The following is a 25,893-nucleotide window of genomic DNA, read 5'->3' as shown; positions in this document are numbered from 1 at the left end:
CTTTCGTTCGGATCAGGCCCGGTCAGGGAGCCTCCGCCGTGCGATCGCACGCACCGGACGCCGACGAGCCCGCCCTCCGGGCGAATGGCGCTACTTCCGAAACACGCCTAGCCCGCGAAGGCCGTACCGGGCAGGCCCCGGCCGACGTCCGGCAGAACCAGCAGCGACCCCGAGAGCGGGTGCGGCGAGTGGAGGCCGGTGCGGGCGGTGGAGATGTAGAGGTCGCGCAGGTCCCGGCCGCCGAAGGCGCAGGCCGTGGGGCGTCGCACCGGCAGTGCGACGACGCGGTCCAGCCTGCCGTCGGCCGTGTAGCGGCGCAGTGCGGCCCCGTCCCACAGGGCGACCCAGACGGCCCCCTCCGCGTCCACCGTCAGACCGTCGGGGTAGCCCGCCCCCTCCTCCACGGTCGCGAACGGGCGGCGCCCGGTGACCCGGTGGCCGTCCACGTCGAAGACGTCGATCCGGCGGGTCGGCGTGTCGACGTAGTACATCAGCCGGCCGTCCGGGCTCCATCCGGTGCCGTTGCTGCAGGCCACCAGGGGCAGCACCCGGGTGGCCGTGCCGTCGGGTGCGACCCGGGTGAGGCTGCCGCCGACCTCCGACTCGTCGTAGCGCATGGTGCCCGCCCAGAGCGCCCCGTCCGGCGCCACCGCGGCATCGTTGCCGCGCCGTCCCGGTTCGGGGTCGTGGACGAGCCAGCGGAAGGCGCCGTCGGCGTCGTAGAGCCCGACGCCGTCGCGCAGGTTGACGACGAGGCCGCCGCCGGCCCGTGGCTTGGCCGCGCCGACGTGCTGTTCGGTGGCCATGACGGTCCGCCGGCCGTCCGCGGGGTCGTAGGTGTGGATGCGTGCGGAGAGGATGTCGACCCAGATGAGCCGCTCGGCGACCGGGTCCCAGGTCGGGCCCTCCCCGAGCGCTGCGTGCTCCCGTACGGCGACATCGAGGCGCGGGCGGCTCACTTCTCCCTCCGGTGGTGCCCGAGCCGGCCGGAGAGCGCCTCCGCACCCTCGGCGGCGAGCGCGGCCAGTTCGGCCTCGCGCTCCTCGCTCCAGCGGATCATGGGAACGGAGACGGAGAGCGCGGCGACGACCCGGCCGGACCGGTCCCGTACGGGCGCGGCGACGCAGCTCACATCGGGGTTGGACTCGCGGTGCTCGACCGCGATGCCCCGTTCCCGTACGGAGGCGAGCGCCGCCCGCAGCTCTTCTTCGTCGGTGATGCTGTCGGGGGTCATCCCGGTGAGTTCGAGCCCTTCGAGGCGGGCGTCGAGCTCCCGTTCGGGAAGGGCGGCGAGCAGCATCTTGCCGACCGACGTGCAGTGGGCGGGCAGCTTGCGGCCGGCGGCCGACACCATGCGGACCGCGTGGGTGGAGTCCACCTTGGCGATGTAGATGACGTCGGTGCCCTCCAGGATCGCCACGTGGACGGTCTCGCCGCAGGTCTCCGCGACCTGCCGGGCCACCTGCTGCCCCTCGGCGGCGAGGTCGAGCTGTTCGGCGTACCGGCTGCCGAGCTGGTAGGTGCGGACGCCGAGCCGGTAGCGGCCGGGCTGTTCGGGGATGGTGACCAGGTACGAGCGGGCGGCGAGCGTGGTCAGCAGTTCATGGACGGTGGTGCGCGGGAGCTGGAGCTTGCGGGTCACCTCGGGCGCGGAGAGCGTACCGTCGCCGTGGAGGAAGAGTTCGAGTACGTCCAGCGCCCGGGTCACCGCGGGGACGAGTCGCCCCATGGTCGTGCACCACCCTCTCGTGTTCGACATTCCGGCCAGTGACCGGCATCACGAACACAGGCTAAGCGTGGCGCACTTGCCGGGGCAATGACGGGGTGATGTGCGGCACCCTGGCCGAGGGCATATAGCGCCGTTTCGTCCCGTTATGCGTGTCAATGATCGTCGGGTGGCGCCGCCGCACAGGCGCCCGCGCGCACGGTTCGGGCGCGCCTGCCGGTTCGGCGGGGGCCCGCAGGGTATTCGCTGTTCCATGTCTTCACCGAGCTTCCCTTCACCTCTGCCGCGGCCCGCCGGGCTGCGGGGCGCCCTTCACCGGAGTGACCTGGCCGTGTTCCAGAACCTGGCGGGACGGCACTGGCCTGCCGCCGGACCCGTGCTGCCGCGGCTCAGCCGCAGCGCGAATCACGGGCTGCTGTGGTTCGGCGCGGCGGCCGGCATCGCCGCGTTCGGCGGCAGCGCCCGTGCCCGGCGGGCCGCGCTGCGCGGAATCGCGTCGCTGGCGGTGGCCTCGGCCGCGATCAACACGGTCGGCAAGGGTGCGGTGCGCCGCGAACGGCCGATACTGGACGCCGTTCCGGCGATACGGCGGCTGAAGCGCCAGCCCGTCACCACGTCCTTCCCTTCGGGGCACGCCGCCTCGGCTGCCGCGTTCGCCACCGGGGTGGCGCTGGAGTCGAAGGGGTGGGGAGCGGTCGTCGCTCCCGTCGCGCTGTCGGTGGCCGCGTCCCGCGTCTACACCGGCGTGCACTACCCGAGCGATGTACTGGCCGGTGCCGCACTCGGGATAGGGGCGGCGTTCGCCCTGCGCGGCCTCGTGCCGACCCGGGGCCAGTTGCCCGCACCGGGCAGACCGCCCGCCGACGCGCCGGCACTGCCGGACGGCCAGGACCTGGTCGTCGTCGTCAACCAGGAGTCGGGGACGGCCACCGCCACGGCGTCACTGGTGCGGGACGCACTGCCGCACGCGGACGTGGTGGAGTGCCCGCCGTCGGAGCTCTCGGCCGAACTGGAGAAGGCGGCCGGCCGCGGCCGGGCCCTGGGGGTGTGCGGGGGCGACGGTACGGTCAACCAGGCGGCGGCCGTGGCCGCCGTGCACGGGCTGCCGCTCGCCGTGTTCCCCGGCGGGACGCTGAACCACTTCGCGTACGACCTGGGCATCGAGACCGTGTCCGACGTCTGCGCGGCCCTCGGTTCGGGAAGCGCGGTCCGGGTGGACCTGGGCAGGTTCCGGCCCGGACCGGAGGGGCCGGGGGGCGCCCACGGCTACTTCCTCAACGCCTTCAGCCTGGGCGTCTATCCGGAGCTGGTGCGGACCCGTGAGCGCTGGTCCCCGCGGATCGGCGGCTGGCCGGCCGGTGTCGTCGCGGCGTTCGAGGCGCTGCGCGGCCAGCGTCCGCTGGAGGCCGAACTGCAGGGCCGGAGACGGCCCCTGTGGCTGCTGTTCGTCGGCAACGGCCTGTTCCAGCGGGTCGGCCCGGCGCCCGGCCGGCGGCACAATCTCGCCGACGGGCTGCTGGACGTACGCGTCGTGCACGGCGGCCGGACCCCCGGGCTGAGGCTGCTGGCGGCTGCCGTCGCCGGCCCTCTGACCCGCTCCCCCATCCATGCGGCGGAGCGGCGCCGACGCATCCGCATCTCCGGGCTGAAGCCCGGAACCCCGTACGCGTACGACGGCGAAGTGGCGCACAGCACGGGCGACTTGATGATTGACAAGCTGCCGGAGGCACTGACGGTCTACTGCCCCAGACCGGTCTGAGCCGGTCCGTAACCGGGGTGAACGAGGGGCGGTCGACACCGAGTCGGCCGCCCTTTCGCGTCGGTTCACCATCCCGCACATGTCCATATAGCAAGATACCTATCTCATTATTCGGAGTCAGGGCATACGGTGACCGTACCGATCAGCGCTTCGCGGCCCGCGTTTCGCGGTTCGCACTCGAGAGAGGATGCACGGTCATGCCGAAGGAGACCGCCGTCTACACCCACGGCCACCACGAGTCGGTGCTGCGCTCGCACCGCTGGCGCACCGCCGCCAACTCCGCGGCCTACCTCATCGGCGAACTCCGGCCCGGCATGAGCGTGCTGGACGTCGGGTGCGGGCCCGGCACCATCACCGCGGACCTGGCCGCTCTGGTCGCCCCGGGCCGCGTGACCGCGGTCGACACCGCCCGGGAGATCCTCGCCCAGGCGGCTGACACCGCATCCGAACGGGGCCTGGAGAACGTCGAGTTCGCCGTGGCCGATGTGCACGCCCTGGACTTCCCCGACGACACGTTCGACGTGGTCCACGCCCACCAGGTGCTCCAGCACGTCGGCGACCCGGTGCAGGCGCTGCGCGAGATGCGGCGGGTCTGCCGTCCCGGTGGCATCGTCGCGGCCCGCGACAGCGACTACGCGGCCATGAGCTGGTTCCCCGAGTCACCGGTGATGGACGGCTGGCTGGACCTGTACCGCCGGGTGGCACGGGCCAACGGCGGTGAGCCGGACGCGGGCCGCCGGCTGCTCTCCTGGGCGCGCGAGGCGGGCTTCACCGACATCACCCCGACGGCCGCCTCCTGGTGCTTCGCCACCCCGGAGAGCCGGGACTGGTGGAGCGGCCTGTGGGCGGACCGCACGGTCGGCTCGGTCTACGCGAAGCTGGCGGTCGAGGGCGGCCACGCCACCGCCGAGGAGCTCACCGCGATCTCCGAGGCCTGGCACACCTGGGGCGAGCAGGGCGACGGCTGGTTCATGGTCCCGCACGGCGAGATCCTCTGCCGGGCCTGATCCACCGGTCCGGGGCCGGCCCCGTACGCCGGCCCCGGGTCGCCCCGCTCCCCTGCGCCGAATCGATCACAGACCGCTGACCGGCCAACTACCCTGTTCGGCATGGAAATCCTGGGAACCACGCTGCGTATCTGCGTCGACGACCTGGAGGCCTCGGTGGCCTTCTACGAGGGCCTCACGGCCAGTCCGGCGCTGCGCTTCGAGCGCGGCGGGGTGTCCGTCGCCGCCATCGGCTGCTTCCTGCTGATGAGCGGCCCCGAGTCCGAGCTGGAGATCCTGCGCAAGGTGACCGCGACGATCGCCGTGAAGGACGTCGACGAGGCCCACGCCTCCCTGATCCGGGTCGGCGCGCGCGTCATCGCGGGCCCGGTGCCCACCCCGGCCGGCCGCAACCTGATCGCGGTGCACCCGGACGGCTCGGTCTTCGAGTACGTCGACCGCAACCGGCCGGCCGGCTGAGCCTCCCCCCGGCGTCAGCCCCGCGGCCGCATCCGGTAGTTGTACGCGTCCGGCAGCGGTTCTCCGGTGTGGGCGGTGAGTTCGGCCCACACCTCGTCCAGGATCTCCGCGCCCTCCCGCAGATCGGCGACTTCGAAGCCCTCGTCGAACAGGGCGCGGGCCGCCGCCCGGTCGCCCTCGGCGAGCAGGAGGCGCGCCTCCAGGAGACGGAAGCGGCCTCGGAGGCGGATGTCCGGGAGCAGGCCGGCCCAGACCGCGCGGGCACCGGCGGTGCGGCCCGCGGCCAGCAGCGCCTCGATCGCCTCCCGGCCGAGGGCCGCCATGGCCGCCGTCCAGGCCTCGCCCTCGTCGCGCCGCTCCGCGCACAGGTCGTCGAACGCCTCCGCGTAATGGTCGGCCGCCCTGTCGCGCTGGCCGCTCTCCTGGGCGGCGACGGCGAGACAGCGCAGCAACGGCCAGCGCGACGGGGCGAGGGCGAGGCCGCGCTCCCAACTGCGCACCGCCTGGGCGCGGTCGTCGGCATGCCACTGGGCGACGCCGAGGTGGTATTCGGTGAGCGGTTCGGCGGAGGCCGTCTCCAGCATGTCGCGCCAGTGCGGGGAGACGAGGCTGGGCCCGGGCGGGGCGACGCGGCTCGGTTCGGGGAAGGCGCCCTGTTCCAGGAGCTGGAGCCAGGGTTCCTGCTGTTCGCCGAGCGTCGACGGCGGGAACGGGGTGCCGGGCAGCTTGTATCCGGCGCGGCGTACTTCGAGGGCGCCCCAGCCCGAACCGGTGGCGAGGATCTCGCCCGGCTCCGTGTCGGCGCAGCGCCGCCACGCCTCGTACGCGGCGTCCACGTCGGCGCGCGGCAGCGCCTCGGCGAGCCGCTGCTCGGCCTCGGCCCGGGCCACGGCCCAGTCGCTGCCGTGCACGGCGCCCGGGTCGGCGGCGAGCGGCCCGTACGACTCCAGCCAGCTGAACTCCCCGCCGGGCTCCAGCGGCACGTGCTCCAGCTGGGTGCGGGCCAGCCCTGCCTGGATCTCCGCGTAGCCGATGGTGCCGGGCTCGGTGAGCCACTCCTGCCAGCGGCGGCCACCGGGCCCGCTGCCCCAGAGGAAGAGCTTGCGGCCGCGCAGCAGGTCGGTGGAGGTCTGGACGAGGCCGCGGCCGTGCTCGTCCAGGGAGGCGATCCAGCGGCGGGCGCCGTCGGGCACCTCGTAGAAGTAGTCCGCCGGGAAGTCGCCGCGCAGCGGATACGTCCGGTCGACGCCCCCGGTCTCGGGCATCGGGACCCGGGTCAGCGTCCGCTCGTACCCGAAGTGCCAGGCCTCGTCGGCGGGCGCCAGCACCCTGGTGTGTTCGCCCTCCGGGACAGCGATGTTGGACCACCAGTAGACGGGTGCGGGGTGTTCGTGCGGGTTGCGTATCCGCACGCCGACGTGGAGGAAGTCGGAGTCCTCCGGCAGCCACAGATCGACCTGGAACGGCAGGTCGCGCAGCCGCTCCCACTCCCAGAGCCGGACCATCTCACCGCCGTCCGGCGCCGGGACCAGGGCGGCGTGCACCGGGGCGCAGGACAGGGTGGTGTGACCCGTCGCGCCGATGTTCCACTCGATGCCGCCGGAGAACCAGGCGCCGTTGAGCGCGAAGTCGGCGGGCTGCAGCACGGGGTTGGCGTAGACGAGGTCGCGGCCGTCCGCCTTGTGGACGAGGGAGTGGATCCGCCCGCCGAGCCCGGGGAGCACGGTGGCCCGCAACCGGTCGTTCTCGATGACGATCGCGTCGAGGTCCATGGGGGTGCGTTCGCGTCCGTAGCCGTCGAGGATCCGGACGGGAAGGACGGTGGCGAGGGGTTCGTGGCCGATCTGGCGTGCCATGTCGCGGGGCAGTGCCGCCCGGTCCCGGTCGTCGACGACGTGCATCTCGTCCAGGGGCCGCAGCGCGGGCAGCGGATTCTCCGGCCCCGTCGCCGCTGCGGGCAGGGTCAGTACGGTGCGTCGTACGGTGGTGGCCACGGCAACCTCGCTCCCTCGCGCGGGCCGCCGCAGGTCCGGGCGCCCCCCGATGACCATGGAACACGCTGGACGCCGCCCGGACCAGGGGATCGGCCGTCAGACTTCGGCAAAAGCCGCGACCACCAGGTCGGCGAGCAGCGCGCCGGCCGTGCCGTCGGGGTCGAGATCGGGGTCGTAGACCGTGACGTTGAGGCCGACGCAGCGGGGCGAGGCGACCAGCGTCCGCAGCAGGGGGCCGAGTTCGCCGGGAAGCAGTCCGCCGTCGTCCGGGCTGTCGACTGCGGGCATGACCGAGGGGTCGAGCACGTCGGCGTCCAGGTGGACCCAGTACCCGTCGAGCTCCGGGCCCTCCAGGCTCCGCACGATGCCGCCCGCCAGTGCGGCGGCACCCTGCTCGCGGATCTCCCCGACGGTCGCCACCGGGATCTTCAGGTCGGCGAGCTCGGTGCGGCCCTCGTCGTAGTCGCGGATGCCGAGAACCCGCGCGTCCTCGTCCCTGAGGTAGGGCCGCAGCCCCTCCAGGTCGGCGAGATCGTCCTGCCCCCGACCGGTGGCGATGGCCAGCTCCTCACCGGCAGCGGCCCCGATCCCGCCGCCGTTGCCCGCATGGCGGAAGTCGGCGGACCCGTCGACCGACACCAGTCCGTAGCGGCCGATCCGGCGCAGGGCGAGCGAGGCACCGAGCTGGATGGAACAGTCGCCGCCCAGCACGAGGGGGAAGTCACCGGCGCGCACGTGGTGCTCGACGCGATCGGCGAGGGTGCGGGTGTACCGCGCGATCGCGGCGGCGTTGAAGACCCCGTCCCCCTCCTGCCACGCCCCGCGGTCGTAGCGGGGCGGTACGACGACCCCGCCCTCGGACGCACCGAGCCGCTGCACGATCCGCTGCTCGCGCAGGGCACCGGCAAGCTTGTAGCAGCCGGGCACGGTGCCGGGGGCGGGTGGGCGAAGGCCCAGGTTGGAGGGGGCGTCGAGCACCACAATATTCCGCATGCGCCCCATCCTGCGCGCCGTAGGCTGGCACCTCAATCGGTTTGCGGAATGCGACAGGAACGGCGGGACACAATGGGCACGCAGCACACGTACCGGGTGATCGTGCGCGGCACGTGGGAAGGGCTCACGGACGAGGCCCGCGAACGCCTGCTGGCCGAGGTGGAGCAGCACGGCCTGGCCGCGATGCAGTTCAGCGAGGAGGGGTCGCTGACCTATGACCGCGTGCTCAAGCACTTCAGCTTCCGCTACGTGGTGGTGTCGGACGCCGAGGACGGCGAGGAGATGGCCGCCGCGATCGCCGAGGACCGGGCGGAGACAGCGCTGCGGAAGGCCGGTTACGGGCACGGTGAACTGCGGTCCACCGCGACGGACATGGACACCATGAAGATCAACTACAAGGGGCGGCGGGGGCCGGAGGCGGGGTGACGGCGGGCCGGCGACGGCCACCACACCGCTGATCAGGAGATCTCTGCTTTCAGCTCTGTCACGGACTTATCGGTTTGCAGACCGGATCGCCCCTCGACAGCCCCTCCGACAGAGCTGAGAGTCCCTGAAAAGTCCCTGGCTCAGCCCGGCCGAGATCCGCATCCGCCCCGAGCCCTGCACCGGCTGGGCCTGCACCCGGACCAGCCGGCCGCCCGCATCACCGGCCCGCCTCCGCCCGCCCGCATCACCGGCCCGCCTCCGCCCGCCCGCATCACCGGCCCGCCTCCGCCCGCCCGGTGGCGCGCGGAGGCCCAACGGCCGCACGGGTAACGGGAGATCGGGATTGCCCTCGTCCGCACCATTGACGCGGTCATGCCTCCCCCACATCATCGTGGGAGCGCTCCCACGGGTGCTCCGCACCGATGGCACCCACCGACCACTCACACCGGGCGTTACGCCGACCGACGCGGCGCTCGCCCGAGGAGGACACGCCATGCCGCTCGCACACCTCCCCGGCCGGTTGGGCCGGCCGCACCGCAGGGCCGGACGAACCGCGGACAGACGCCCCGCCGCAGCACTCGTCTGCGTTCTGGCCACGGTCGCCGCCCTCGCCGCCGCTCCCCCGGCACCCGCCGCGACCGGCCGGGCCACCGCGGACCCGGCCGCAGCGGCGTCGGCCGTCGAGGTCTCCGTCAACGCGGGGGTGGGGCTCGGCACGATCGACAAGGCGGCGTTCGGGGTCAACCACGCGCTCTGGGACTCGCACATGAACGACCCCGACGTGACCGGCCTGCTGGGCGATGCGGGTGTCGGCATGATGCGCTACCCGGGCGGCTCCTACGGCGACATCTACCACTGGAAGGACCACACCGCCCCCGGGGGCTACGTGGCTCCCGGCACCACCTTCGACGAGTTCATGGGCAGCGTCCGCGCCTCCGGCTCCCAGTCGATGATCATCGCCAACTACGGCACCGGCACCCCGCAGGAGGCCGCCGACTGGGTCCGGTACGCCAACGTCACCCGCGGCTACGGGGCGAAGTACTGGGAGATCGGCAACGAGATCTACGGCAACGGCCACTACGGCAACGGCTGGGAGGCCGACGACCACCCGGACAAGAGCCCGCGCGAGTACGCCCGCAACGTCCTCGCCTACGCCGGTGCGATGAAGGCGGTCGACCCGACGATCAAGATCGGCGCCGTGCTGACGACGCCGGGCGACTGGCCGGACGGCATCACCGGCCCAGGAGACTCCGCCGACTGGAACCACACCGTGCTGTCCGAGGTCGCCGGGACGATCGACTTCACCATCGTGCACTCCTACCCGGGCGGCGCCACCGCCGACGAGGCCCTGGACCGGACCGCCCGGCTGCCCGGACAGCTCCGCGAGGTCCGCAGGCAGATCGACCGGTACGCCGGGGAACGCTCGTCGGAGATCGGCATCGCGCTCACCGAGGTCAACTCCAACGTCCAGATGAACAGCCGCCCCAACGGCCTGTTCGCCGCGGACACCTACATGACGGCGCTGGAGAACGGCGTCTTCAACGTCGACTGGTGGAACGTCCACAACGGGCCCACCAAGGTGGAGACGGTGGACGGCGACACCGACTTCAACGACTTCGGCCTGCTCTCCAGCGGCGGCTGCGTCGGCGACGTCTGCCAGCCGGCCGTGAACACACCGTTCCACCCGTACTACGGCATCAAGTCGCTGACCAAGCTGGGCCGCCCCGGTGACACGATGGTCGCTTCCTCCACCGACAGCGACCAGGTCTCCGCGCATGCCGTGCACCGGGCCGACGGCACGCTGAGCGTGATGCTGATCAACAAGGACCCGCTGAACTCCCGCACCGCGGACATCAGTTACGCCGGATACACGCCCACCGCCCAGGCGCCGGTCGTGCACCGTTACGGCCGCGGCGACACCGATATCACCCGGGTGGCCGCCACCGCCGGAGAAGACCAGGTGCTGCCGCCGTACTCGATCACCACGATCACCGTCGCCCCGCACGCCACCGCGGCCTCGGTCGGAGCGCCCGGCGCACCGAGGACCACCGCCGTGGACAGCTCGACCGCCACGGTGAGCTGGACGGCCCCCGCGAACGGCAAGGCGGTGCGCTACGAGGTGTACGAACAGCTGGGCACCAACGCCCAGTTGCTCACCACCTCGACCTCCACCTCGGCGACGCTGCACAACCTGCCGCCGGGCTCCGAGCACACGGTCAACGTCCTCGCCCGGGACGCCGACGGCCGCCTCTCGCGCCCCTCCGAGCCGCTGACCTTCGCCACCACGGCTCCGCGCGCCAGCAGCTGCCTGGTCAACTACCGGGTGGACAGGGGCTGGGGCAACGGATTCGTCGCCACCGTCACGGTCTCCAACGTCGGTGACGCCCCGGTCAACGGCTGGACCCTGGACTTCACCTGGCCGTCCACCGGCCAGTCCGTGCAGAGCTCCTGGAACGCAAACGTCTCCGGCTCGGGCACGCGCGTCCATGTGACCGACAACGGCACCAACGCCGAGCTGGCCCCGCGCGGCGGCTCCACCGCCACCTTCGGCTTCGTCGGAGCCAACGACGGCGCCAACCCCACCCCGACGGCGTTCACCCTCAACGGCACGGTCTGCCGCACCTCCTGACCCACGGCGTGCGGCCCGGCCCGTCCTCCGACGGGCGGGGCCGCACGCGCGCGGGCGGATCGTCGCCCGCGGAAGGTCCGGGCCCCGGCGGTCCCACGTGCCGTACCGGTCGAGCCAGGCAGCACCGTCGCCCGCGGCGAACGTCTCCGGGCCCTCTGCGGTGTCGGTTTCAGCCGGAGCCGTGCCTGCCGTGCGGGGCCTTCTCGACCGTGTCCGCCAGCCGGGCGAGCATGCTGCGATGGCGCAGTTGGATCAGCGCGTCCGCGGCTGCGTTGTGAAGCTTTCCGGCCGGTCCGCGCAGCGGGTGTTCATCGATGGTCACCAGTGTGTTCTCACCCCAGGGCCGGACTTCCAGAGCGATCCGGGCCGTACCGGCCCACCCGCTGTCGACCTCCAGTTCCAGCACACGGGGAGGCTCGCACCGTCGTACGACGGTGCTTCCCGCCACTGACCACGGACCGAGCCGGATCACATAGGTGATGCAGGAGCCGACCTGCGGCCACTCCCCTTCCTCAGGACGCGACTTCGACGTACCGACCACCCAGTCGCCGTACCGCGTACCGTCGGCCAGAACGGCCCAGACATCCTCCACGGGACTTTCGATCAATCGATGTCGTACGGCCATCGGTCCTCCACGTCTCGTCGGACTCGCGGTCCTTCCCGTGCCGGCCCGTCCGGGTGAGCCCGGCCCCGCGCCCGGGTGGCCGGCCTCCGGGAGATCCGCTCGCCCACCGGGTGTCGGGTGCCCCTTCCCCGAGGCAGGTCGGACCTTGCGCTCAGGGAATCAGCAGCGTTGCGATCATCCCGTCCCGCTTGTCCTGGGCGTTCTTGTAAGGAACCGCGCAAACGCCCCCGCAAGGCTTTCCCTTACTTCAGGATGCGGCCGGACAGGCGAGCTCGCCATTTCCCCCGTCGGCGCACCGTTCACCCGGTCCGATTCTCTTCGCGGGGGCCCAGCTTTACGGAGGGTGCGGCGGCCGGGGAACCATCGCTCACCCATCATCCGCACTCGTTCACGGGGGCCTGCCGTGGCCGGGCGCCGACGCCGTTCGTCCTTGCGCGAACGTGTCGTCGGTCATGCAGCACCGGACGCATTGGCCTCCGTTTTTCCCGGGTGAGCGTCCGTGCACCCGAATTGGAGGGTGTCCCAAGGGAACGCACTCCCGCCGAGGCCGAGTGGTTCTGGAACATATGCCGCAGCGGCCCATCCTTTCGGTTTCGGTGGGCAGGAGAGCCCCGAACCCGGGGAGGCTGCAGTGACACATGACCGGATCGGTCCGGCCGGGGTGCCGGCCGCGGCGGAGGACGCCGCGGCTGTCGGCTCCCTCGATGTCGTGGCGGAGCGCCCCCGCGAGCGGTTCGGTGCGCCTATGCCCCTCCGCGGCCACACGCGCGCTTCCCTCCACGGGACCATCCGCGTGGACGGCCGTACCGCTGCGGGCCCTGCGGGACAAGGCGTGCCGGACACGGTCCGTGACCGCCGGAATGGCGCCCGTCCTGCGCTCGGCACATCCTGGACAGGCGGCGACCGGTCGGCGCCACTACGACGGCGAGAGGTGGCCATGGCCGTATCACCTCTGGGCATGCCACGGCGCATCGTGACGGTGCCGGGCGTCTACGCTCCGCAACACGACACGCACCTCCTCATGCGGGCTCTCGCCCGGGAGAACATCAGCCCCGGGACACGTGTCCTGGAACTGGGGACCGGCAGCGGGGCCCTGGCCGTGCACGCCGCCCGGTTGGGCGCACGCGTCACCGCCGTCGACATCTCGCACAGGGCGGTGCTGTGCGCCAGGGTGAACGCCGCCCTCCACCGCAGCCGGGTCACCGTCCGGTATCGCGACCTGTCCGCTCTCGACGCGGAACAGTACGACATGGTCCTCAGTAACCCTCCGTACGTTCCCTCGCCGACCGCAAGACCCCCGCTGCGGGGCAGAGCCCGTGCGTGGGACGGCGGTCCGGACGGCCGCGCCGTCGTCGACCGGGTCTGTGCGACCGCCGCGACCGTTCTGCGACCCGGCGGAACGCTGCTCATGGTCCATTCGAAAATGTGCGGCGACCAGACCACGATCGACGTCCTCGCACGGGCGCGCCTCGACGCGGAGGTCATCGACCGCGAGCTCATCCCCCTGGGACCCGTCCTGCGCTCCCGCCTCCCGTGGCTCCGCGATCAGGGACTGTTGGACGACTCAGGACAGGACAAAGAGGAACTGGTGGTCATCCGTGCGCGATACATCTGACGCCCGCCGTGTCCGCCTCGAACCCGGCGGACCGCTCCTGGTGGAGGGACCCGTCACCGTCGCCGGACATGACGGCGTGGCTGTCACCTCCGATCGCTTCATGGTGGCGGTGTGCACCTGCCGCCGCAGTCGCCGCTATCCCTGGTGCGACACCAGCCACCGCAGCCGCTCAGCCCCGCCTGCCAGGACCGGGACCGACACGGCCACCGACCCGGAATCAGGTGCGACAGCATGACCACCGCGCTCTACTCCGAATCGCGTGACGTCAGCCCGGCACTGCCCACCTCGCGCGGAGTGCTCTCCCGGGCCGTCCTGTCGGCCCTGCGGGACGGCCACGCACCTCAGGTGGATCCGCACTCCGTGTCCGGGACCGATCCCTACGGGGACGATCTCCAGCTTGCGCTCTATGTTCTGTACGAGCTGCACTATCAGGGATTCGACGGAGTCGGTGACGACCGTGAGTGGGATCCCGACCTGTTGCGGCTGCGTGGGGCGCTGGAGCACCGCTTCCTCACCGCCTTGCGCACGGACGTCCCGGGGGAGGCCGACGCGCGTGACGCCCTTGCCACGATCCTCACCGAACCGGCCGTCGACGACGGCACCGGAGTGAGCGACTTCCTGCAGAACGAAGGCCTGCTCTGGCAGGTCCGGGAGTACGCGGCGCTCCGCTCGCTCTACCACCTCAAGGAAGCCGACCCGCACGCCTGGGTCATCCCGCGGCTGCACGGCCGTGCGAAGGCCGCGATGGTGGCGGTGGAGTACGACGAGTTCGGCGCCGGACGCGCCGAGGACATCCACGCCCGGCTCTTCGCGGACCTGATGGACGACCTCGGACTGGACCACGCCTACGGTCACTACCTCGACGCGGCCCCCGCGGAGGCTCTGTGCACGGTCAACGTGATGTCGCTGTTCGGTCTGCACCGGGCGTTGCGTGCCGCTCTCGTGGGGCACTTCGCCGCGGTCGAGGTGACGTCCTCCCCCGGGTCCCGGCGGCTCGCCAGGGCGATGCGGCGCACGGGTGCCGGGCCGGCCGCCGCACGTTTCTACGACGAGCACGTCGAGGCCGACGCGGTGCACGAGCAAGTCGTCCGCCTGGAGGTGATCGACCCCCTCCTGGCGGCCGAGCCGGGCCTGGACCCCGAAGTGGCCTTCGGTATCCAGGCCACCGGCCTGCTCGAAGACAGACTGGGTGCGCTGTTGCTGAGGGCCTGGCGGGGCGGCCGCTCCGCCCTGCGCATCCCGTTGCCGGCGACCGCACAGCATCCGGGCAGCCCGTGAACCGGCCCGCGGGGCCCGTGATGCCAGGGTCGACGAGCACGCGGGTACGGCCAGGGACCTGCGACGAGCGCAGCCGACCCGGGGCCATGGCCCGGCAGTCGTGCTCCCTCCGGTCTCGCCGCGCTCGGTGACTGCGGCGAGCACCCGCCGCCCGCGGTCGCCCTCGGCGACCTGCGACGGCTGCTGGGCCTCAGGCCGCTGGGCGACGTCCACCGCTCCGAAACGGGTCAGCCATGTCCACCGCAGAGGATTACCCCGAGTCCGCCGCCGCCAGGGCCGGCACGCTGGCCGACCTTGACGCGAGTCTGGTGTCGTGCCGCGCCTGCCCGCGTCTGGTGGCCTGGCGCGAGGAGACGGCGCTCATCAAACGTGCCGCGTTCCGCGACTGGCAGTACTGGGCGCGCCCGGTGCCCGGGTTCGGGCCCGCGGACGCGGCCATGGTGATCACGGGGCTGGCGCCCGCCGCGCACGGCGCGAACCGGACCGGCCGGATGTTCACCGGTGATCAAGCCGGCGACCTTCTGTTCGCGACACTGCACGAGCTCGGTCTCGCCTCCCGGCCCGTCGCGACGCGCCGCGGCGACGGACTGGAGCTGTACGGCGTACGAGTCACCGCCCCCGTGCACTGCGCACCACCCGCCAACAGCCCCACCACCGGCGAGCGCGATACCTGCCGCCCGTGGCTGACGCAGGAACTGCGGCTGCTACGACCGACAGCACGCGCCGTTGTCGTGCTGGGCGGCTTCGGCTGGCGGGCCGCCCTGCCGGCCCTTCGGCAGGCGGGCTGGAGTCTGCCTCGTCCCCGCCCCGCCTTCGGCCACGGCACCAAGGTGACGCTGGCACCCGCGGACGGGGCCCGAGCCGCATTGACGGTCTTCGGCTGCTACCACGTCAGCCGGCGCAACGTGTTCACCGGCCGCCTCACCCCGGCCATGCTGCGCCACGTACTCGCCGACGCCGCTCAGGCCGCCGGGCTTCCCGTCGTACGACCGAGCCCCGGGCCGGCCGGGCCGGGCCCGTCCGGGGAATCCGGCTGACGCACCGCGAACGCGACGGCCGGAGCTCGGCGCCGTAGGCTGATAGCAGCGAGTGTCAAGCGGATGGAGGACATCATGATCGTCCTCGGTGTCATTCTCCTGGTCATCGGCTTCGTGGCGGGAATCTCGATCCTGTGGACCATCGGGATCGTCCTGCTCGTCGTCGGGGCCGTTCTCTGGATACTGGGAGCAGCGGGGCACGCCGTCGGCGGGCGGCGGCACTACTGGTAGTCGCGTCGAAACCGCGTCTCCCGCGGCCGGATCGCCCCTGCTGCCCAGTCGGCCGTGCCGGCGGCGCGGGGGCGCGCCGACACCGTCCGCGCAGGGGCGCGCCGACACCGTCCGCGCGGGGGCGCGCGCACGGCGGACACTTTCGTTCGCACCTGGTCGGCATGTCCGGGCCCACGGTTGACGTAGCCCTGCGCGCCCTCGGGCCCCGAGAGGGCCGGCGTCCGCCCCGGCCGGGTTCCGGGTGAATCTCCCCCGGTGCCGTGTCCCGTCGCGGCGGCGCCTCCGCGTACCGAGCAGTCCGGCGCCACAGCGCCTCACGCCCCGCCCCCCGTGCCCGTGCCCCGTGCCCCGTGCCCCGTGCCCCGAAAGAGGGATCGAAAGTTTCGACAACTCTCGTGTCCCGGCACGGACGTTGCGGCAATATCTCAGCTGCCCTCCCTCGGTGCTCCACCACCAGCCACGCTGACCTGCACAGAAGTGATCCACCGTGTCACCGGCGTTTCGGAAACATTACGGAAACCGTTGACAACTCCCTTGCCAGGCCCGACTGTTGTGACGCCCCCGGCCGTGCATGGGATGCGTGCGGCCGGGCTGTGTCACCCCATCGATGAACGCCGACGTGTGCTCGGCGTGTCCTTTGGTCACAGACCGCGCAATTCGCGAGGAGGAAACACCGTATGAGCGACACCTCCCACAACTCCGACCCACGTCATGTCAGCCGGAGGAAACTCGTCTTCGGCAGTGCCGGGGCTCTGGTGGCGGCCGGGACGGCAGGGCTGCTCCTGCCCGGCACGGCACGCGCCGCAACGGTCCTCACCAACAACGCGACCGGTACGCACAACGGCTACTACTACTCCTTCTGGACGGACACCCCGGGCTCCGTCAGCATGACGCTGTCGGACACGGCCGGCTCGTACAGCAGCCAGTGGAGCGGCGTGAACAACTGGGTCGGCGGACTCGGCTGGAGCAACGGCAGTCGTCGGGCCGTCACCTACTCCGGCTCGTTCAACCCGGGCAGCAACGGCTACCTCGCCCTCTACGGGTGGACCGCCAACCCGCTGGTCGAGTACTACATCGTGGAGAACTTCGGTCCGTACAACCCCGGTTCCGCCGGCACGAGGCGCGGCACGGTCACCGACGGCGGCGGTACGTACGACATCTACGAGTCCACCCGGACCAACCAGCCCTCCGTGGAAGGCACCAAGACCTTCCAGCAGTACTGGAGCATCCGGCAGAGCAAGCGCAGCAGCGGCACCATCAACACCGGCGCGCACTTCGACGCCTGGCAGGCGGCCGGGATGCCGATGGGTGCGTTCAACTACTACATGATCATGGCCACGGAGGGCTACCAGAGCACCGGCAGCTCCAGCGTCAGCCTGGGTGGCGGCACCACCACGCCCACCACTCCGCCTCCGAGCGGGGAAACCACTCCTCCTCCGGGCACGGGTGCCTGCACCGCCACCTACCGGACCACCAGTTCGTGGAGCGACGGCTTCAACGGTGAGGTGACCATCAAGGCGGGCAGCAGCGGCGTCACCGACTGGAAGGTGCCGGTGACGCTGGCCGCCGGCCAGACGGTCACCTCGCTCTGGAACGGCACCGCCAGCCGGAACGGGAACGTTCTGACCGTGACCCCGGTCGGTTACAACCGCACCCTGGGCGCGGGGCAGTCGACATCGTTCGGCTTCACCGCCAGCGGACCGAGCAGCCCGTCCCCGTCGGTCGGCAGCTGCAGCGTCGGCTGACCCCGCCCTTCCGCGTACCTTCACGCTCCGGCGCGGTGCCCGTCGGGCACCGCGCCGTTCGGCTTCGGGCCGGCCGAGCCAGTCAGCCCTCGGACGACACATACGAGTTCGCCGGTACGGGGCAGACCTTGGGGCGTTGGGCCTGGAGGACCTGCGGAACTCCGGCGCCGGAGACCTCCCGGGCCGTAGCCCTCTTCGACGAGGTCCAGCCGTCCTGACTGCGCTACGGGCAAGGGGCACGGCTCCCGCTCGCTCGCCGACCTCCATCGCACACCATCTGGATGCACTTGTACGATTTCGAGTCGACGGGCGAGGGACGACACGCCCGACATTCTTCGAGCTGCGACAAGGACCGATCATGGCGCGCGTACAGACCGGCTGCCCCGACTGCAAGCGATGCACCAACAGCGCCGCCGGCGAAAGTGCCCGGAAGGCGGGGCGCTGGACCGCCGGCATCGCGACCATGGGTCTCAGCGAGGCCGGCATGGCCTTCACGCGCAACTGCCGAGGGTGCGGGCACGCCATGTCCCTTCATGACCGCAGGGACAACAACGCGCTCACCCGGGACCCGGAGCACCGGGGCGCACCGGTCGTCCCCGGCCACGCAGCCCCTTACCCGCCCGCCCCGGGGCCCGCGTGGGGCGCGCCGCCCCCGGCGCCCGCTCCCGCGTGGGGCGCACCTGCCCAGGCCCCGGCTCCCGCGTGGGGCGCCCCGGCTCCGGCTCCGGCTCCGGCTCAGAATGCGCAGGAGATCATGGATCTTCTGCGGCAGCTCGGCGAACTCCGCGACGCGGGTGTCATCAGTCCTGCCGATTTCGAGGCGAAGAAGGCCGACTTCCTCAGCCGGCTCTGACCCCGCGGATGCCCCGGTGCACGCGCACCGGCCGTCAGACCGGGTTGTCCTCCTCGGTCGGCGTGGGCATCGCGTGCGGACGCAGAACCATGAGCGAGCCCTCCGACGTCGCCACCATGGCGAAGGGGAACCGGTCGAGCTCCAGGCAGAGTTCGACGTCATCGGCGTGAACGCCCTGGCGCACCCCGTCCGTGAGCTCGGTGGCGGCGCGTGACGCGGCACCGCGGCGGAGGAACGCGGCAGCGTCCGTCGCGGTCCCGTCGGCCCGCCCGGCGATGTACTGCGCGCACGCGAGGTCCTCGTCGGCCTGTCCGTCCTCACCGGTGACGACGAACGTGACACTGTCGCTCCCGCGTGCCCGCAGCAGCCGGGCCGTTGCCTCCGCCACGACGAACCCGGCGCAGAGCACCAACGGGGCGTCCTTCACCGCGAGTGCGCCGACCGTCCCGGCCGTGGTCTTCTGCACCACGGTCCGTCCGTCGAGGTCGGCGGATCGCAGCAGGCCCGGCGAGTTGACGGCGTCGAACCCCGGCGCGGCCGCGCCGTCCTTGAGCGCGATCCAGTCCGGGTGTCGCGCCTTGAGCGCGAGGGCTTCGTCCAGTGAGCCGGCGAGAACGATCTTCTCCGCCCCTCGGGCGAAGGCCCAGGCGGCCACGGTGTACGCCCGCATGACGTCGACCACGACTGCTACCGCGGGAACTTCGGTGAGATCGGCGATGCCGAGGAATCGAGTCTTCATTCACGTCATGATCACGCATGCCGCATCCGCGGTCCACCCGCGTCCGGTGCGTACGCACCACGGCCGGTTCCGAACCAACGGGCATCCTCGTGGAGATCGGCGTGGTGGCCCTGCGCCGGAATCCCGGTCCCGCCTTCCCTGTCCCGCTCGCGGCAGACCCGCACCTTCCGGGAAGCCCCTCGGGCCGACAGGCGCCTCAGTCCGACAGGTGTCCCAGCACCGAGCGCATCGCGCGGTGCACCGCCTCGCGCGACTCCTCCGTCCGGTCGAGGGCGTCGAAGGTGTGGTGGCCGTTCGGTACGTCGATCACCTCGGTGTCCGCCCCGTGCTTCGTGGCCGCGGTCAGGAACTCCTCGACCGTGGCGGCGATCCCCGGCATCTCGCGCCCCACCCGGGTGATCACGAGGGGCAGGGTGCCCGCTCCCGCCACGGCGTCCGCCGGGCGGAACCCGCTGTCCACCGGTCCCCAGGCGGGGATCGGGGCCAGGACCGGGTAGGAGGCCGCGAGGCAGCGCAGCCAGGCCGGGGGCTCCCTCAGCCAGTGCGCCGAGAGCAGGCCGCCGCCCGAGAAGAACCAGAGCGCGATCCGGTCCGCGTCCACCCGTGGATCGGCCCGGACCAGCTCCACGGCTGCCGCCACGTCCGCGGCGGCGACCGGGTAGCCGGCCATGTCGTGCAGCCGGTGGTCGAGTGTCGCGCCGACCACCCCCTCCGCGGCCGCGTACCGCGCGTACCCCCGCAGGAGCGGCCAGTCACGCGGGGTCGGCTCGACTCCGGCGGGCACCGGGCCGCCGTGCACGAACACCACCGCCGGCCGGGGACCCTCGGCGTCCGGCAGGTACAGATCGACGTTCCCGGTCCGTTCGCGCGGGAGTTCCGGCACGTCCACCACGAACGGCCGCAGATGTGCGGGGGGTTCGCCGGAGCCCGGAGGAACGAGGTGGTGTCCCTCGCCTGCGGCGGCCCGCAGCAGGACGCCGGCCAGTTCGGCCGGGAGGGACAGCATCGGCCAGTGTCCGGTGGGGAGTTCGAAGAACGACACCTGCGGACCGGCCAGCGGCAGAAGAGCCGGGTCGCCGAAGTCCACCCGCTGCTGGACCATCGCGATACTCGAACCGTTCGCGTCGCACAGCACGCCGGTGACGGGCAGCGCGTCGGCCGCCCCGGTGAGCCGCAGCGGCTGGAGCAGGGTGGCCAGGGGCTGGGGCGAGGCCAGGGCGGTGAGCCGGTCCAGCGCCGCTTCGGGGATGCCCGCGGTGCTGCCCCAGCGCTGCCACGCGTCGCGCGCCGGGGGCGCCAGGTCCTCACCGGACCCTTCCGCACCGGCCCGGCCGGCCAGGTCCTCGCGCAGTTCCGGGTCCGGCACGGTGGCCGCAGCCGGCACTCCGTCCTGCCCCGGTCCCGTGTCCAGGCAGACGATCCGGCCGATGCGCTCCGCGCGCCGGTCGGCGGCGCCCAGCACCGGGTAGGTGCCGTAGCCGTGGGCCACCAGGACGATCCCGTCCGGGTGGCGGGTTCCGGCAGCGACCGAGTCGATCACCGCGAGGACGTCCTCGATGTGTGTCTCCAGGTCGATGGCGTCCGCCGTGCCGCCGCGGGAGCCGCCGAGCCCGGCCAGGTTCACCGTGTGTACCCCGGCACCCGCCGAGACCAGGTGTGCGGCGGTCTCCTCCCACACATGTGCACCGGTGAACAGGCCCGACACCAAGATGAATTCGGTCATGGTCCACTCCTTGGCGATACGTCGTCGGCGGACCGGTCCCCCTCGCCGGGCCGCCCTCGCCGGTACCGTAGAAGCTCCCTCAGAGGGAGGTTCAAGTGTTCACCTCGCACGACGGCCTGTGGAGCATCGGCGAGCTGGCCGAGCGCGCGGGCGTCACCGTCAAGGCCGTCCGCTTCTACTCCGACAACGGCTTGCTGCCGGAGGCTTCCCGCAGCGCCGGCGGGCATCGCCGTTACGGTCCCGACGCGCTCGGCCGGCTGCGCCTGCTCCGCTCCCTGCGCACCCTCGGGCTGCCGGTGCGCGAGGTGCGCCGCGTCCTCGACGAGGAGGGGGAGGGGGCGGGCGGAGTACTGGAGGACGCCGTCGCCGGGCAGTTGCGCGCACTCGGCTCACAGCTCACCGCCCTGCGCTGGCGGGAGGCGGGGATGCGGCTGGTGCTGGAGTGCCCGCCCGGTGAGCGGGCCGACCGGCTGCGCCTGATCGGGGCGGTGACGACACCGCCGAGCACGGCCTCGCTGGCCCGGTTCTGGCGTGGCTGGCTGCCGCCGCGCATGCCGGCCCGGGCGACGTCCGCGTTCCTGGAGGTGGCGGTGGTCCAGCCGCCCGACGACCCCGAGCCGGCCCAGGTGCTCGCCTTCGCCCGGCTGCACGCCCTCGTGACCCAGCCCTGCCCGGGCGCCGAGCAGCCCCAGCCCGAGGCCCACAGGACGGCCGGGGGTTCCCGTGCTCCCGCCGTCCTGTACGCGGGCCTCGCGCAGGCGTACGAGCTGGCCGGCGCCCAGCTGCGCCGGGGTGCGGGGCCCCGCCCCGGCCAGGAGCTGGACAGCTTCGTGGACGCGTACGCGAGCGCGTACGGCAGCCGGGACACCCCGGCCTTCCGCCGTCTGCTCACCGGTCAGCTGGCCGCCGACCCACGGATCGACCGGTACTGGGAGCTGACGGCCGAGGTGATCACCGCGCCCGGCGGTCCGCCCGAGCCGACCCCCGGGACCGCGCACGACTGGCTGTTCGCCGCGCTCGACGCGCAGACCGCGGCGGCGGGCTGAGGCGCGCGACGCCCCACAGCCCTGCCCCGGCGTCAGCGCATCTCCGCCGTGATCGCCCACCGCTCGTGGTCGCGCCAGGCCCCGTCGATGAACAGGAAGTCGGGCGAGAAGCCCTCCAGCCGGAATCCCGCCCTGCGCACCAGCGCGATCGAACCCGCGTTGCCGGGCTGGATGTTGGCCTCCAGGCGGTGCAGGCCGAGCGGTCCGAAGGCGTGCCCGAGGACCAGCCCGAGCCCTTCGCTCATCAGGCCGCGACCGGCGGCATGGGCGAAACCGCCGTAGCCGAGGGCGCCGCAGCGGAAGCCGCCCAGGACGATGTTGTTGATGTTGATGAACCCGGCGATCGCGCCGTCGTCCGCGCTCCCGGCCGTACCGGTGCGCTCGCACACCAGGAACCCGGCCCTTGCCGGGTCCTCGATGAGCACCCCCGCGTAGGCGGCGTACGCGTCGGCGGAGGCGGGCGGGAACAGCCAGGGGTGGTGCAGTTCGCGGCTCTCCCGGGCCCGGAAGGTGAACTCGTCCGCATCGGCGTGGGTGAAGGGGCGGATCGCCGTGCGCGGCCCCTGGGCCAGGTAGGTGGTGTCGGACATCGGGCCAGCCTAGATCGTCCCCGCCCGGCCCGGCGGTCGGGCCGGGCGGCGGAGGGCGGCGCTACTTGTTGCGCCTGCGGAAGACGTACGCCCCGCAGGCCATTCCGGCCAGGAACATCACGATCAGCCACACGTAGAGCGGTGCGGTCACGAGCGGGACGATGAGGCGGACCTCGACGTCCTTGGTGTTCTCGGCGATGAACACGATCGACAGGACCGCAATGACGAGGACCAGGATGCGGGCCGGCGTGAACGCACCCGAACTGCCCTTGCCACTGCTCGACACATCCTTCGGGCTCATGAAGCAGCCCCTTCCCTGGGTCTGATGCGCCACCGCCCCCGGAGCACCAGGATGGCTCCGTCCGGGTGCCCGGGGGCGGCGTTGTACGGCCATTCGGGTGACGGCCGTGACCGGTGCTACCGCGTTACTTCCCCGTGCCGCCCACCACGGGCAGCTGCAGCACTCCGGTGTCCCCGGGCGCGCTGACGACCGTGACGGGCTTGATGCCGCGGTTGCCGAAGTACGCGCTGTCGCTGGCGGCGATCGCGAATTCCAGCCGGTGTCCCGCCTCGTACCGGTGCACGATGCCGGGCAGCTGGACGGTGAAGGGACGGGTCACGTCCGGCACCCGGACCGGCGAGACGAGCCGGTTCACCAGCGTCCTGCTGCCGTCCGGCGCGACGTCGTACACCTTGGCGAACAGGACGAGCCTGTCGGCGGCGTCACCGCTGTTCTGGACCCGCTCCGTCTTCGGCGAGACGACCTTCAGCGTGGCCTTCGGCGCTCCGACGACATCGACCGCCGAGGCGAGCGGGGCGCTGGTCCAGCCGAGGTAGGTGCCCTTGGTGTCGTACGGCTTCGGGTCGGGCAGCCCGATGAGACCGGCGAGCGAGCTCTCCGAGTGGCTGGTGGGGATCAGCCAGTTGGTGTACTGGCGGCTGCCGCGTGCGACCTTGGAGCGGTTGTCGACGAGCTTGCCGTCGCCGGAGAGATACATCGTGCGCGTCAGGCCGGGGACGGCGTCCGCGGTGCCGTAGCCGCTCTGCCAGTCGCGGTAGTAGGCGAACTCGGGTCCGGTGTCCTTCGCCGTCTCGTGGCGGAGGTAGCGGTCGAACCAGGCGAGGATGCGTCCGCCGACGTAGCTGTCCTCCAGATTGCCCTGTCCCAGGTCGAGTTCGCCCTCCACCTGACCGCCGCTGTGCCCCCAGGCCTGCCAGATCATCTTGGCCGTGGTGCCCTGCGCCTTGAGCGTCCGGTACGTGGCGGTGGCCTCGTTCAGGTTGAACAGGCTGTCGGCCTGACCCTGGATCAGGAGGGTGGGCGCCTTGACGCGGTTCAGGTAGGAGACCGGCGAGACGCTGCGCGCGTAGGCGAGCATGGCCGCGGTCCTGTCGTCCGGGTAGCGGCCGGAGTTGAGCAGCCGGATGGTGTCGCAGGCCTGCGCGGCGAAGTGGAGGCAGTTCAGGCTGCCGAAGCGGGACGGGTCGAGGCTGGGCGCGAGGATCGTCTGCCCCTCCCCCATCAGGTAGAAGCCGTTGGTCCACTGCCACTTGAAGACGCCGGCGGTGTCCGAGGAGACGCCTCGGGCCGCGCCGGCGTTGTTGGGGGCGAGCGCGTAGCCGAGGTCGTTCCAGGTGATGAGCGGAACGAGGGCGTCGACGCGGGGGTCGACGGCCGCGGTGGCCATCTGGATGGCTCCGCCGTACGAGCCGCCGATCATGCCGACCGTGGGGTCTCCGGGGCCGTCCTGGGTGACGAAGTCGGCCTTGGTGCCGTCGTCGGCGGCGCGCGTCCCGCCGAGGAAGTCGACGAGGGCGGCCGCCGCCCTGCCGTCCTTCTCCGGGTCGTCGAGCGTGATGAGGCAGCCGGACTTGCCGAAGCCCAGGCCGGAGTAGACGAGCCCGGCGTAGCCGCGCGAGGCGAACGCCTTGCCGATGCCGTCGGTCGAGCCGTCCGACTTGCTGCCGCCGAAGCCGTTGGTGGCGAGGACGGCGGGCACCGGGTGCAGGGCGTCGGCTCCGGCGGGGCGGTAGAGGTCGGCGTCCACGGTGCAGGAGCGGTCGCCCGCGGAGACGGTGAACCTCAGCGGGGTGACGGTGTACGCGGACGCGGCGGCCGTGTCGGCCTGTGCGGTGCCGGCGAGCGCGAGGGGTGCGGCGAGCACGGCCCCTGCGACGAGGGCGAGCGGTTTGCGGGACAGCGACTTCGACGACTTCGACCGGGACCGGAAGCGGGAACCGGGGACAGCACGCGACACGAGGACCTCCACACCGAGGACACCTTACCGACCGGTAAGTATTGGGCCGCGCTCATGCTGTGACACGGGTCATAGCCGTGTCAACGGCCACGACGTCGTTTCCTGAAGGTTGCTCAGCTTCTTCGCATCCCGGCCCCGTTCACGCCGCCGCGGCGGAACGCGGACATGACGAAGGCCCCGGCGCACGCCGGGGCCTTCGCGGTATTCCGTACGCTCAGGCCAGCGCAGGCACCTCGACCGTGAGAGTGGCCCGGCCGCCGTCCGCCGGCGCGTCCAGCACGGCGGGCACGCCGAGCGGAATCGTCAGCCCGGTGGGGCCGTGCCCGAATCCGAGCTCCTCGACGACGGGCACACCCAGCGGACCGAGCCGGTCGGCGAGCACCGCGCGGACCCGCTCGTACGGTCCGCAGCCCGCCCAGGAACCGCAGACCACCCCGGCCACGCCGTCGAGCGCCCCGGCCCGCAGCAGCTGGGTGAGGATGCGGTCGATGCCGTACGGGTCCTCGGTGGTGTCCTCGATGACCAGCAGCCCGCCGCGGGCCGAGGTACGCCCGTGCGGGGTGCCGAGGTCGGCAGCGAGCAGACTGACACAGCCGCCGTACGTGACGCCCCGGGCCCGCCCCGGCACCAGGGCTGTCGCGTCGTCGAGCCCCAGCGTCATGACCGTCTCGGGCTCGAAGAGGGTGGACCGCAGCGAGTCCTGGGTCCGCGGGTCCTTCAGGAAGGTCTCGGTGCCCACCATCGGGCCGTGCAGCGTGGCGAGCCCGGCCCGCAGGGCGAACGCCTCGTGGAGCACCGTGATGTCGCTGTAGCCGACGAACACCTTGGGTCCGGCGGCCCGCATCGCCGCCCAGTCCACCAGATCCACCATGCGGTGCGCTCCGTACCCGCCGCGAGCGCAGATCACCGCGTCGACCGACGGATCGCACCAGGCGTCCTGGAGGTCCCGGGCCCGCGCCTCGTCGGCGCCGGCGAGGTACTCCAACGCACGGTGCACATCGAGCACATGCGGCATCACGAACGGATCGAGCCCCCAGCCGCGCAGGAGGTCGAGGCCCGCCTCCAGCCGCTCGGCGGGCACCGGTCCGCTCGGGGACACCACGGCGACCCGGGCGCCCGCGCGCAGCCGGGCGGGACGGGTCAGAGGCGCCAGGCCCATG

At 72.4% G+C, this 25,893-nt stretch carries 24 protein-coding genes; 13 read left to right on the top strand and 11 right to left on the bottom strand.

Annotated features, from left to right (window positions below; all coding sequences use genetic code 11):
- Positions 1 to 107 precede the first annotated feature (107 nt).
- Together OG446_RS32445 and OG446_RS32440 are read right to left on the bottom strand one after the other, a co-directional pair.
- Positions 108 to 959 carry an SMP-30/gluconolactonase/LRE family protein gene (locus OG446_RS32445; protein ID WP_328897358.1) on the bottom strand — a complete coding sequence of 284 codons (852 nt, stop codon included), beginning with the start codon at positions 957 to 959 and terminating at the stop codon, positions 108 to 110.
- The gene (locus OG446_RS32440) at positions 956 to 1,729 is read right to left on the bottom strand and encodes an IclR family transcriptional regulator (protein ID WP_328897357.1); all 774 of its coding nucleotides are present in this window, start codon (positions 1,727 to 1,729) and stop codon (positions 956 to 958) included. The genes OG446_RS32445 and OG446_RS32440 overlap by 4 nt, the downstream gene beginning before the upstream one ends.
- A gap of 250 nt (positions 1,730 to 1,979) precedes the next feature.
- Here OG446_RS32440 and OG446_RS32435 point away from each other — a divergent pair, with 250 nt between their 5' ends.
- From OG446_RS32435 to OG446_RS32425, 3 genes are all read left to right on the top strand, one after another.
- Positions 1,980 to 3,485 (top strand): bifunctional phosphatase PAP2/diacylglycerol kinase family protein, encoded by a 1,506-nt coding sequence (locus tag OG446_RS32435; RefSeq protein WP_328897356.1) that lies wholly within the window; start codon positions 1,980 to 1,982, stop codon positions 3,483 to 3,485.
- A 197-nt stretch (positions 3,486 to 3,682) separates the two neighbouring features.
- On the top strand, positions 3,683 to 4,492 hold the full coding sequence (locus OG446_RS32430; protein ID WP_328897355.1) for a class I SAM-dependent methyltransferase: 810 nt from the start codon (positions 3,683 to 3,685) through the stop codon (positions 4,490 to 4,492).
- A 102-nt stretch (positions 4,493 to 4,594) separates the two neighbouring features.
- Complete coding sequence (locus OG446_RS32425; RefSeq protein ID WP_328897354.1) at positions 4,595 to 4,951, top strand: VOC family protein; 357 nt, start codon at positions 4,595 to 4,597, stop codon at positions 4,949 to 4,951.
- Positions 4,952 to 4,965: 14 nt separating this feature from the next.
- Here OG446_RS32425 and OG446_RS32420 read toward each other — a convergent pair whose 3' ends face one another.
- The gene (locus tag OG446_RS32420) at positions 4,966 to 6,945 is read right to left on the bottom strand and encodes a DUF5107 domain-containing protein (RefSeq protein WP_328897353.1); all 1,980 of its coding nucleotides are present in this window, start codon (positions 6,943 to 6,945) and stop codon (positions 4,966 to 4,968) included.
- 96 nt (positions 6,946 to 7,041) lie between these two features.
- Positions 7,042 to 7,938 carry an arginase family protein gene (locus OG446_RS32415; RefSeq protein ID WP_328897352.1) on the bottom strand — a complete coding sequence of 299 codons (897 nt, stop codon included), beginning with the start codon at positions 7,936 to 7,938 and terminating at the stop codon, positions 7,042 to 7,044.
- A gap of 72 nt (positions 7,939 to 8,010) precedes the next feature.
- Between OG446_RS32415 and OG446_RS32410 the strand changes: the two genes are divergently transcribed.
- Together OG446_RS32410 and OG446_RS32405 are read left to right on the top strand one after the other, a co-directional pair.
- The gene (locus OG446_RS32410; protein ID WP_328897351.1) at positions 8,011 to 8,364 is read left to right on the top strand and encodes a DUF6204 family protein; all 354 of its coding nucleotides are present in this window, start codon (positions 8,011 to 8,013) and stop codon (positions 8,362 to 8,364) included.
- A 493-nt stretch (positions 8,365 to 8,857) separates the two neighbouring features.
- The gene (locus tag OG446_RS32405) at positions 8,858 to 10,993 is read left to right on the top strand and encodes a cellulose binding domain-containing protein (RefSeq protein WP_328897350.1); all 2,136 of its coding nucleotides are present in this window, start codon (positions 8,858 to 8,860) and stop codon (positions 10,991 to 10,993) included.
- Positions 10,994 to 11,162: 169 nt separating this feature from the next.
- Here the strand turns inward: OG446_RS32405 and OG446_RS32400 are convergent, their stop codons facing one another.
- The gene (locus OG446_RS32400) at positions 11,163 to 11,618 is read right to left on the bottom strand and encodes an SRPBCC family protein (RefSeq protein ID WP_328897349.1); all 456 of its coding nucleotides are present in this window, start codon (positions 11,616 to 11,618) and stop codon (positions 11,163 to 11,165) included.
- A 937-nt stretch (positions 11,619 to 12,555) separates the two neighbouring features.
- Here OG446_RS32400 and OG446_RS32395 point away from each other — a divergent pair.
- The 7 genes from OG446_RS32395 (at position 12,556) to OG446_RS32365 (ending at position 18,377) form a co-directional block, all read left to right on the top strand.
- Positions 12,556 to 13,233 (top strand): HemK2/MTQ2 family protein methyltransferase, encoded by a 678-nt coding sequence (locus OG446_RS32395; RefSeq protein WP_328897348.1) that lies wholly within the window; start codon positions 12,556 to 12,558, stop codon positions 13,231 to 13,233.
- On the top strand, positions 13,217 to 13,468 hold the full coding sequence (locus OG446_RS32390; RefSeq protein ID WP_328897347.1) for a CDGSH iron-sulfur domain-containing protein: 252 nt from the start codon (positions 13,217 to 13,219) through the stop codon (positions 13,466 to 13,468). The genes OG446_RS32395 and OG446_RS32390 overlap by 17 nt, the downstream gene beginning before the upstream one ends.
- Positions 13,465 to 14,511, top strand: coding sequence for an iron-containing redox enzyme family protein (locus OG446_RS32385; protein WP_328897346.1), 1,047 nt, complete (start codon positions 13,465 to 13,467; stop codon positions 14,509 to 14,511). The genes OG446_RS32390 and OG446_RS32385 overlap by 4 nt, the downstream gene beginning before the upstream one ends.
- Before the next feature lie 233 nt (positions 14,512 to 14,744).
- On the top strand, positions 14,745 to 15,548 hold the full coding sequence (locus tag OG446_RS32380) for a uracil-DNA glycosylase (RefSeq protein ID WP_328897345.1): 804 nt from the start codon (positions 14,745 to 14,747) through the stop codon (positions 15,546 to 15,548).
- A 75-nt stretch (positions 15,549 to 15,623) separates the two neighbouring features.
- Complete coding sequence (locus tag OG446_RS32375; protein ID WP_328898485.1) at positions 15,624 to 15,779, top strand: DUF6131 family protein; 156 nt, start codon at positions 15,624 to 15,626, stop codon at positions 15,777 to 15,779.
- A 677-nt stretch (positions 15,780 to 16,456) separates the two neighbouring features.
- Positions 16,457 to 17,524 carry a glycoside hydrolase family 11 protein gene (locus tag OG446_RS32370; RefSeq protein WP_328897344.1) on the top strand — a complete coding sequence of 356 codons (1,068 nt, stop codon included), beginning with the start codon at positions 16,457 to 16,459 and terminating at the stop codon, positions 17,522 to 17,524.
- Between the two features lie 358 nt (positions 17,525 to 17,882).
- The gene (locus OG446_RS32365; protein ID WP_328897343.1) at positions 17,883 to 18,377 is read left to right on the top strand and encodes an SHOCT domain-containing protein; all 495 of its coding nucleotides are present in this window, start codon (positions 17,883 to 17,885) and stop codon (positions 18,375 to 18,377) included.
- 34 nt (positions 18,378 to 18,411) lie between these two features.
- On the opposite strand, the gene OG446_RS32360 is transcribed toward OG446_RS32365, so the two are convergent.
- A complete protein-coding gene (locus OG446_RS32360) occupies positions 18,412 to 19,116 on the bottom strand; it encodes a 2-phosphosulfolactate phosphatase (RefSeq protein ID WP_328897342.1) in 705 nt (234 codons plus the stop codon).
- 196 nt (positions 19,117 to 19,312) lie between these two features.
- The gene (locus OG446_RS32355; protein ID WP_328897341.1) at positions 19,313 to 20,839 is read right to left on the bottom strand and encodes an alpha/beta fold hydrolase; all 1,527 of its coding nucleotides are present in this window, start codon (positions 20,837 to 20,839) and stop codon (positions 19,313 to 19,315) included.
- Positions 20,840 to 20,934: 95 nt separating this feature from the next.
- Here OG446_RS32355 and OG446_RS32350 point away from each other — a divergent pair, with 95 nt between their 5' ends.
- Positions 20,935 to 21,885 (top strand): helix-turn-helix domain-containing protein, encoded by a 951-nt coding sequence (locus tag OG446_RS32350; protein ID WP_328897340.1) that lies wholly within the window; start codon positions 20,935 to 20,937, stop codon positions 21,883 to 21,885.
- Between the two features lie 32 nt (positions 21,886 to 21,917).
- On the opposite strand, the gene OG446_RS32345 is transcribed toward OG446_RS32350, so the two are convergent.
- The 4 genes from OG446_RS32345 to OG446_RS32330 all read right to left on the bottom strand — a co-directional run bounded on the left by OG446_RS32345 (position 21,918) and on the right by OG446_RS32330 (position 25,892).
- Positions 21,918 to 22,475 (bottom strand): GNAT family N-acetyltransferase, encoded by a 558-nt coding sequence (locus OG446_RS32345; protein WP_328897339.1) that lies wholly within the window; start codon positions 22,473 to 22,475, stop codon positions 21,918 to 21,920.
- A 61-nt stretch (positions 22,476 to 22,536) separates the two neighbouring features.
- Positions 22,537 to 22,776, bottom strand: a complete 240-nt coding sequence (locus OG446_RS32340; RefSeq protein ID WP_328897338.1) for a DUF1049 domain-containing protein — start codon at positions 22,774 to 22,776, stop codon at positions 22,537 to 22,539.
- A gap of 124 nt (positions 22,777 to 22,900) precedes the next feature.
- A complete protein-coding gene (locus OG446_RS32335) occupies positions 22,901 to 24,676 on the bottom strand; it encodes a CocE/NonD family hydrolase (RefSeq protein ID WP_328898484.1) in 1,776 nt (591 codons plus the stop codon).
- 271 nt (positions 24,677 to 24,947) lie between these two features.
- Positions 24,948 to 25,892 carry a S66 peptidase family protein gene (locus tag OG446_RS32330; RefSeq protein ID WP_328898483.1) on the bottom strand — a complete coding sequence of 315 codons (945 nt, stop codon included), beginning with the start codon at positions 25,890 to 25,892 and terminating at the stop codon, positions 24,948 to 24,950.
- Position 25,893: the final 1 nt, after the last annotated feature.

This window comes from Streptomyces sp. NBC_00236, assembly GCF_036195045.1.
In the GTDB taxonomy this organism is placed as follows: domain Bacteria; phylum Actinomycetota; class Actinomycetes; order Streptomycetales; family Streptomycetaceae; genus Streptomyces.
Note: the sequence above shows the minus strand (reverse complement) of the source record. Positions and strands in the feature narration are given on the sequence as shown.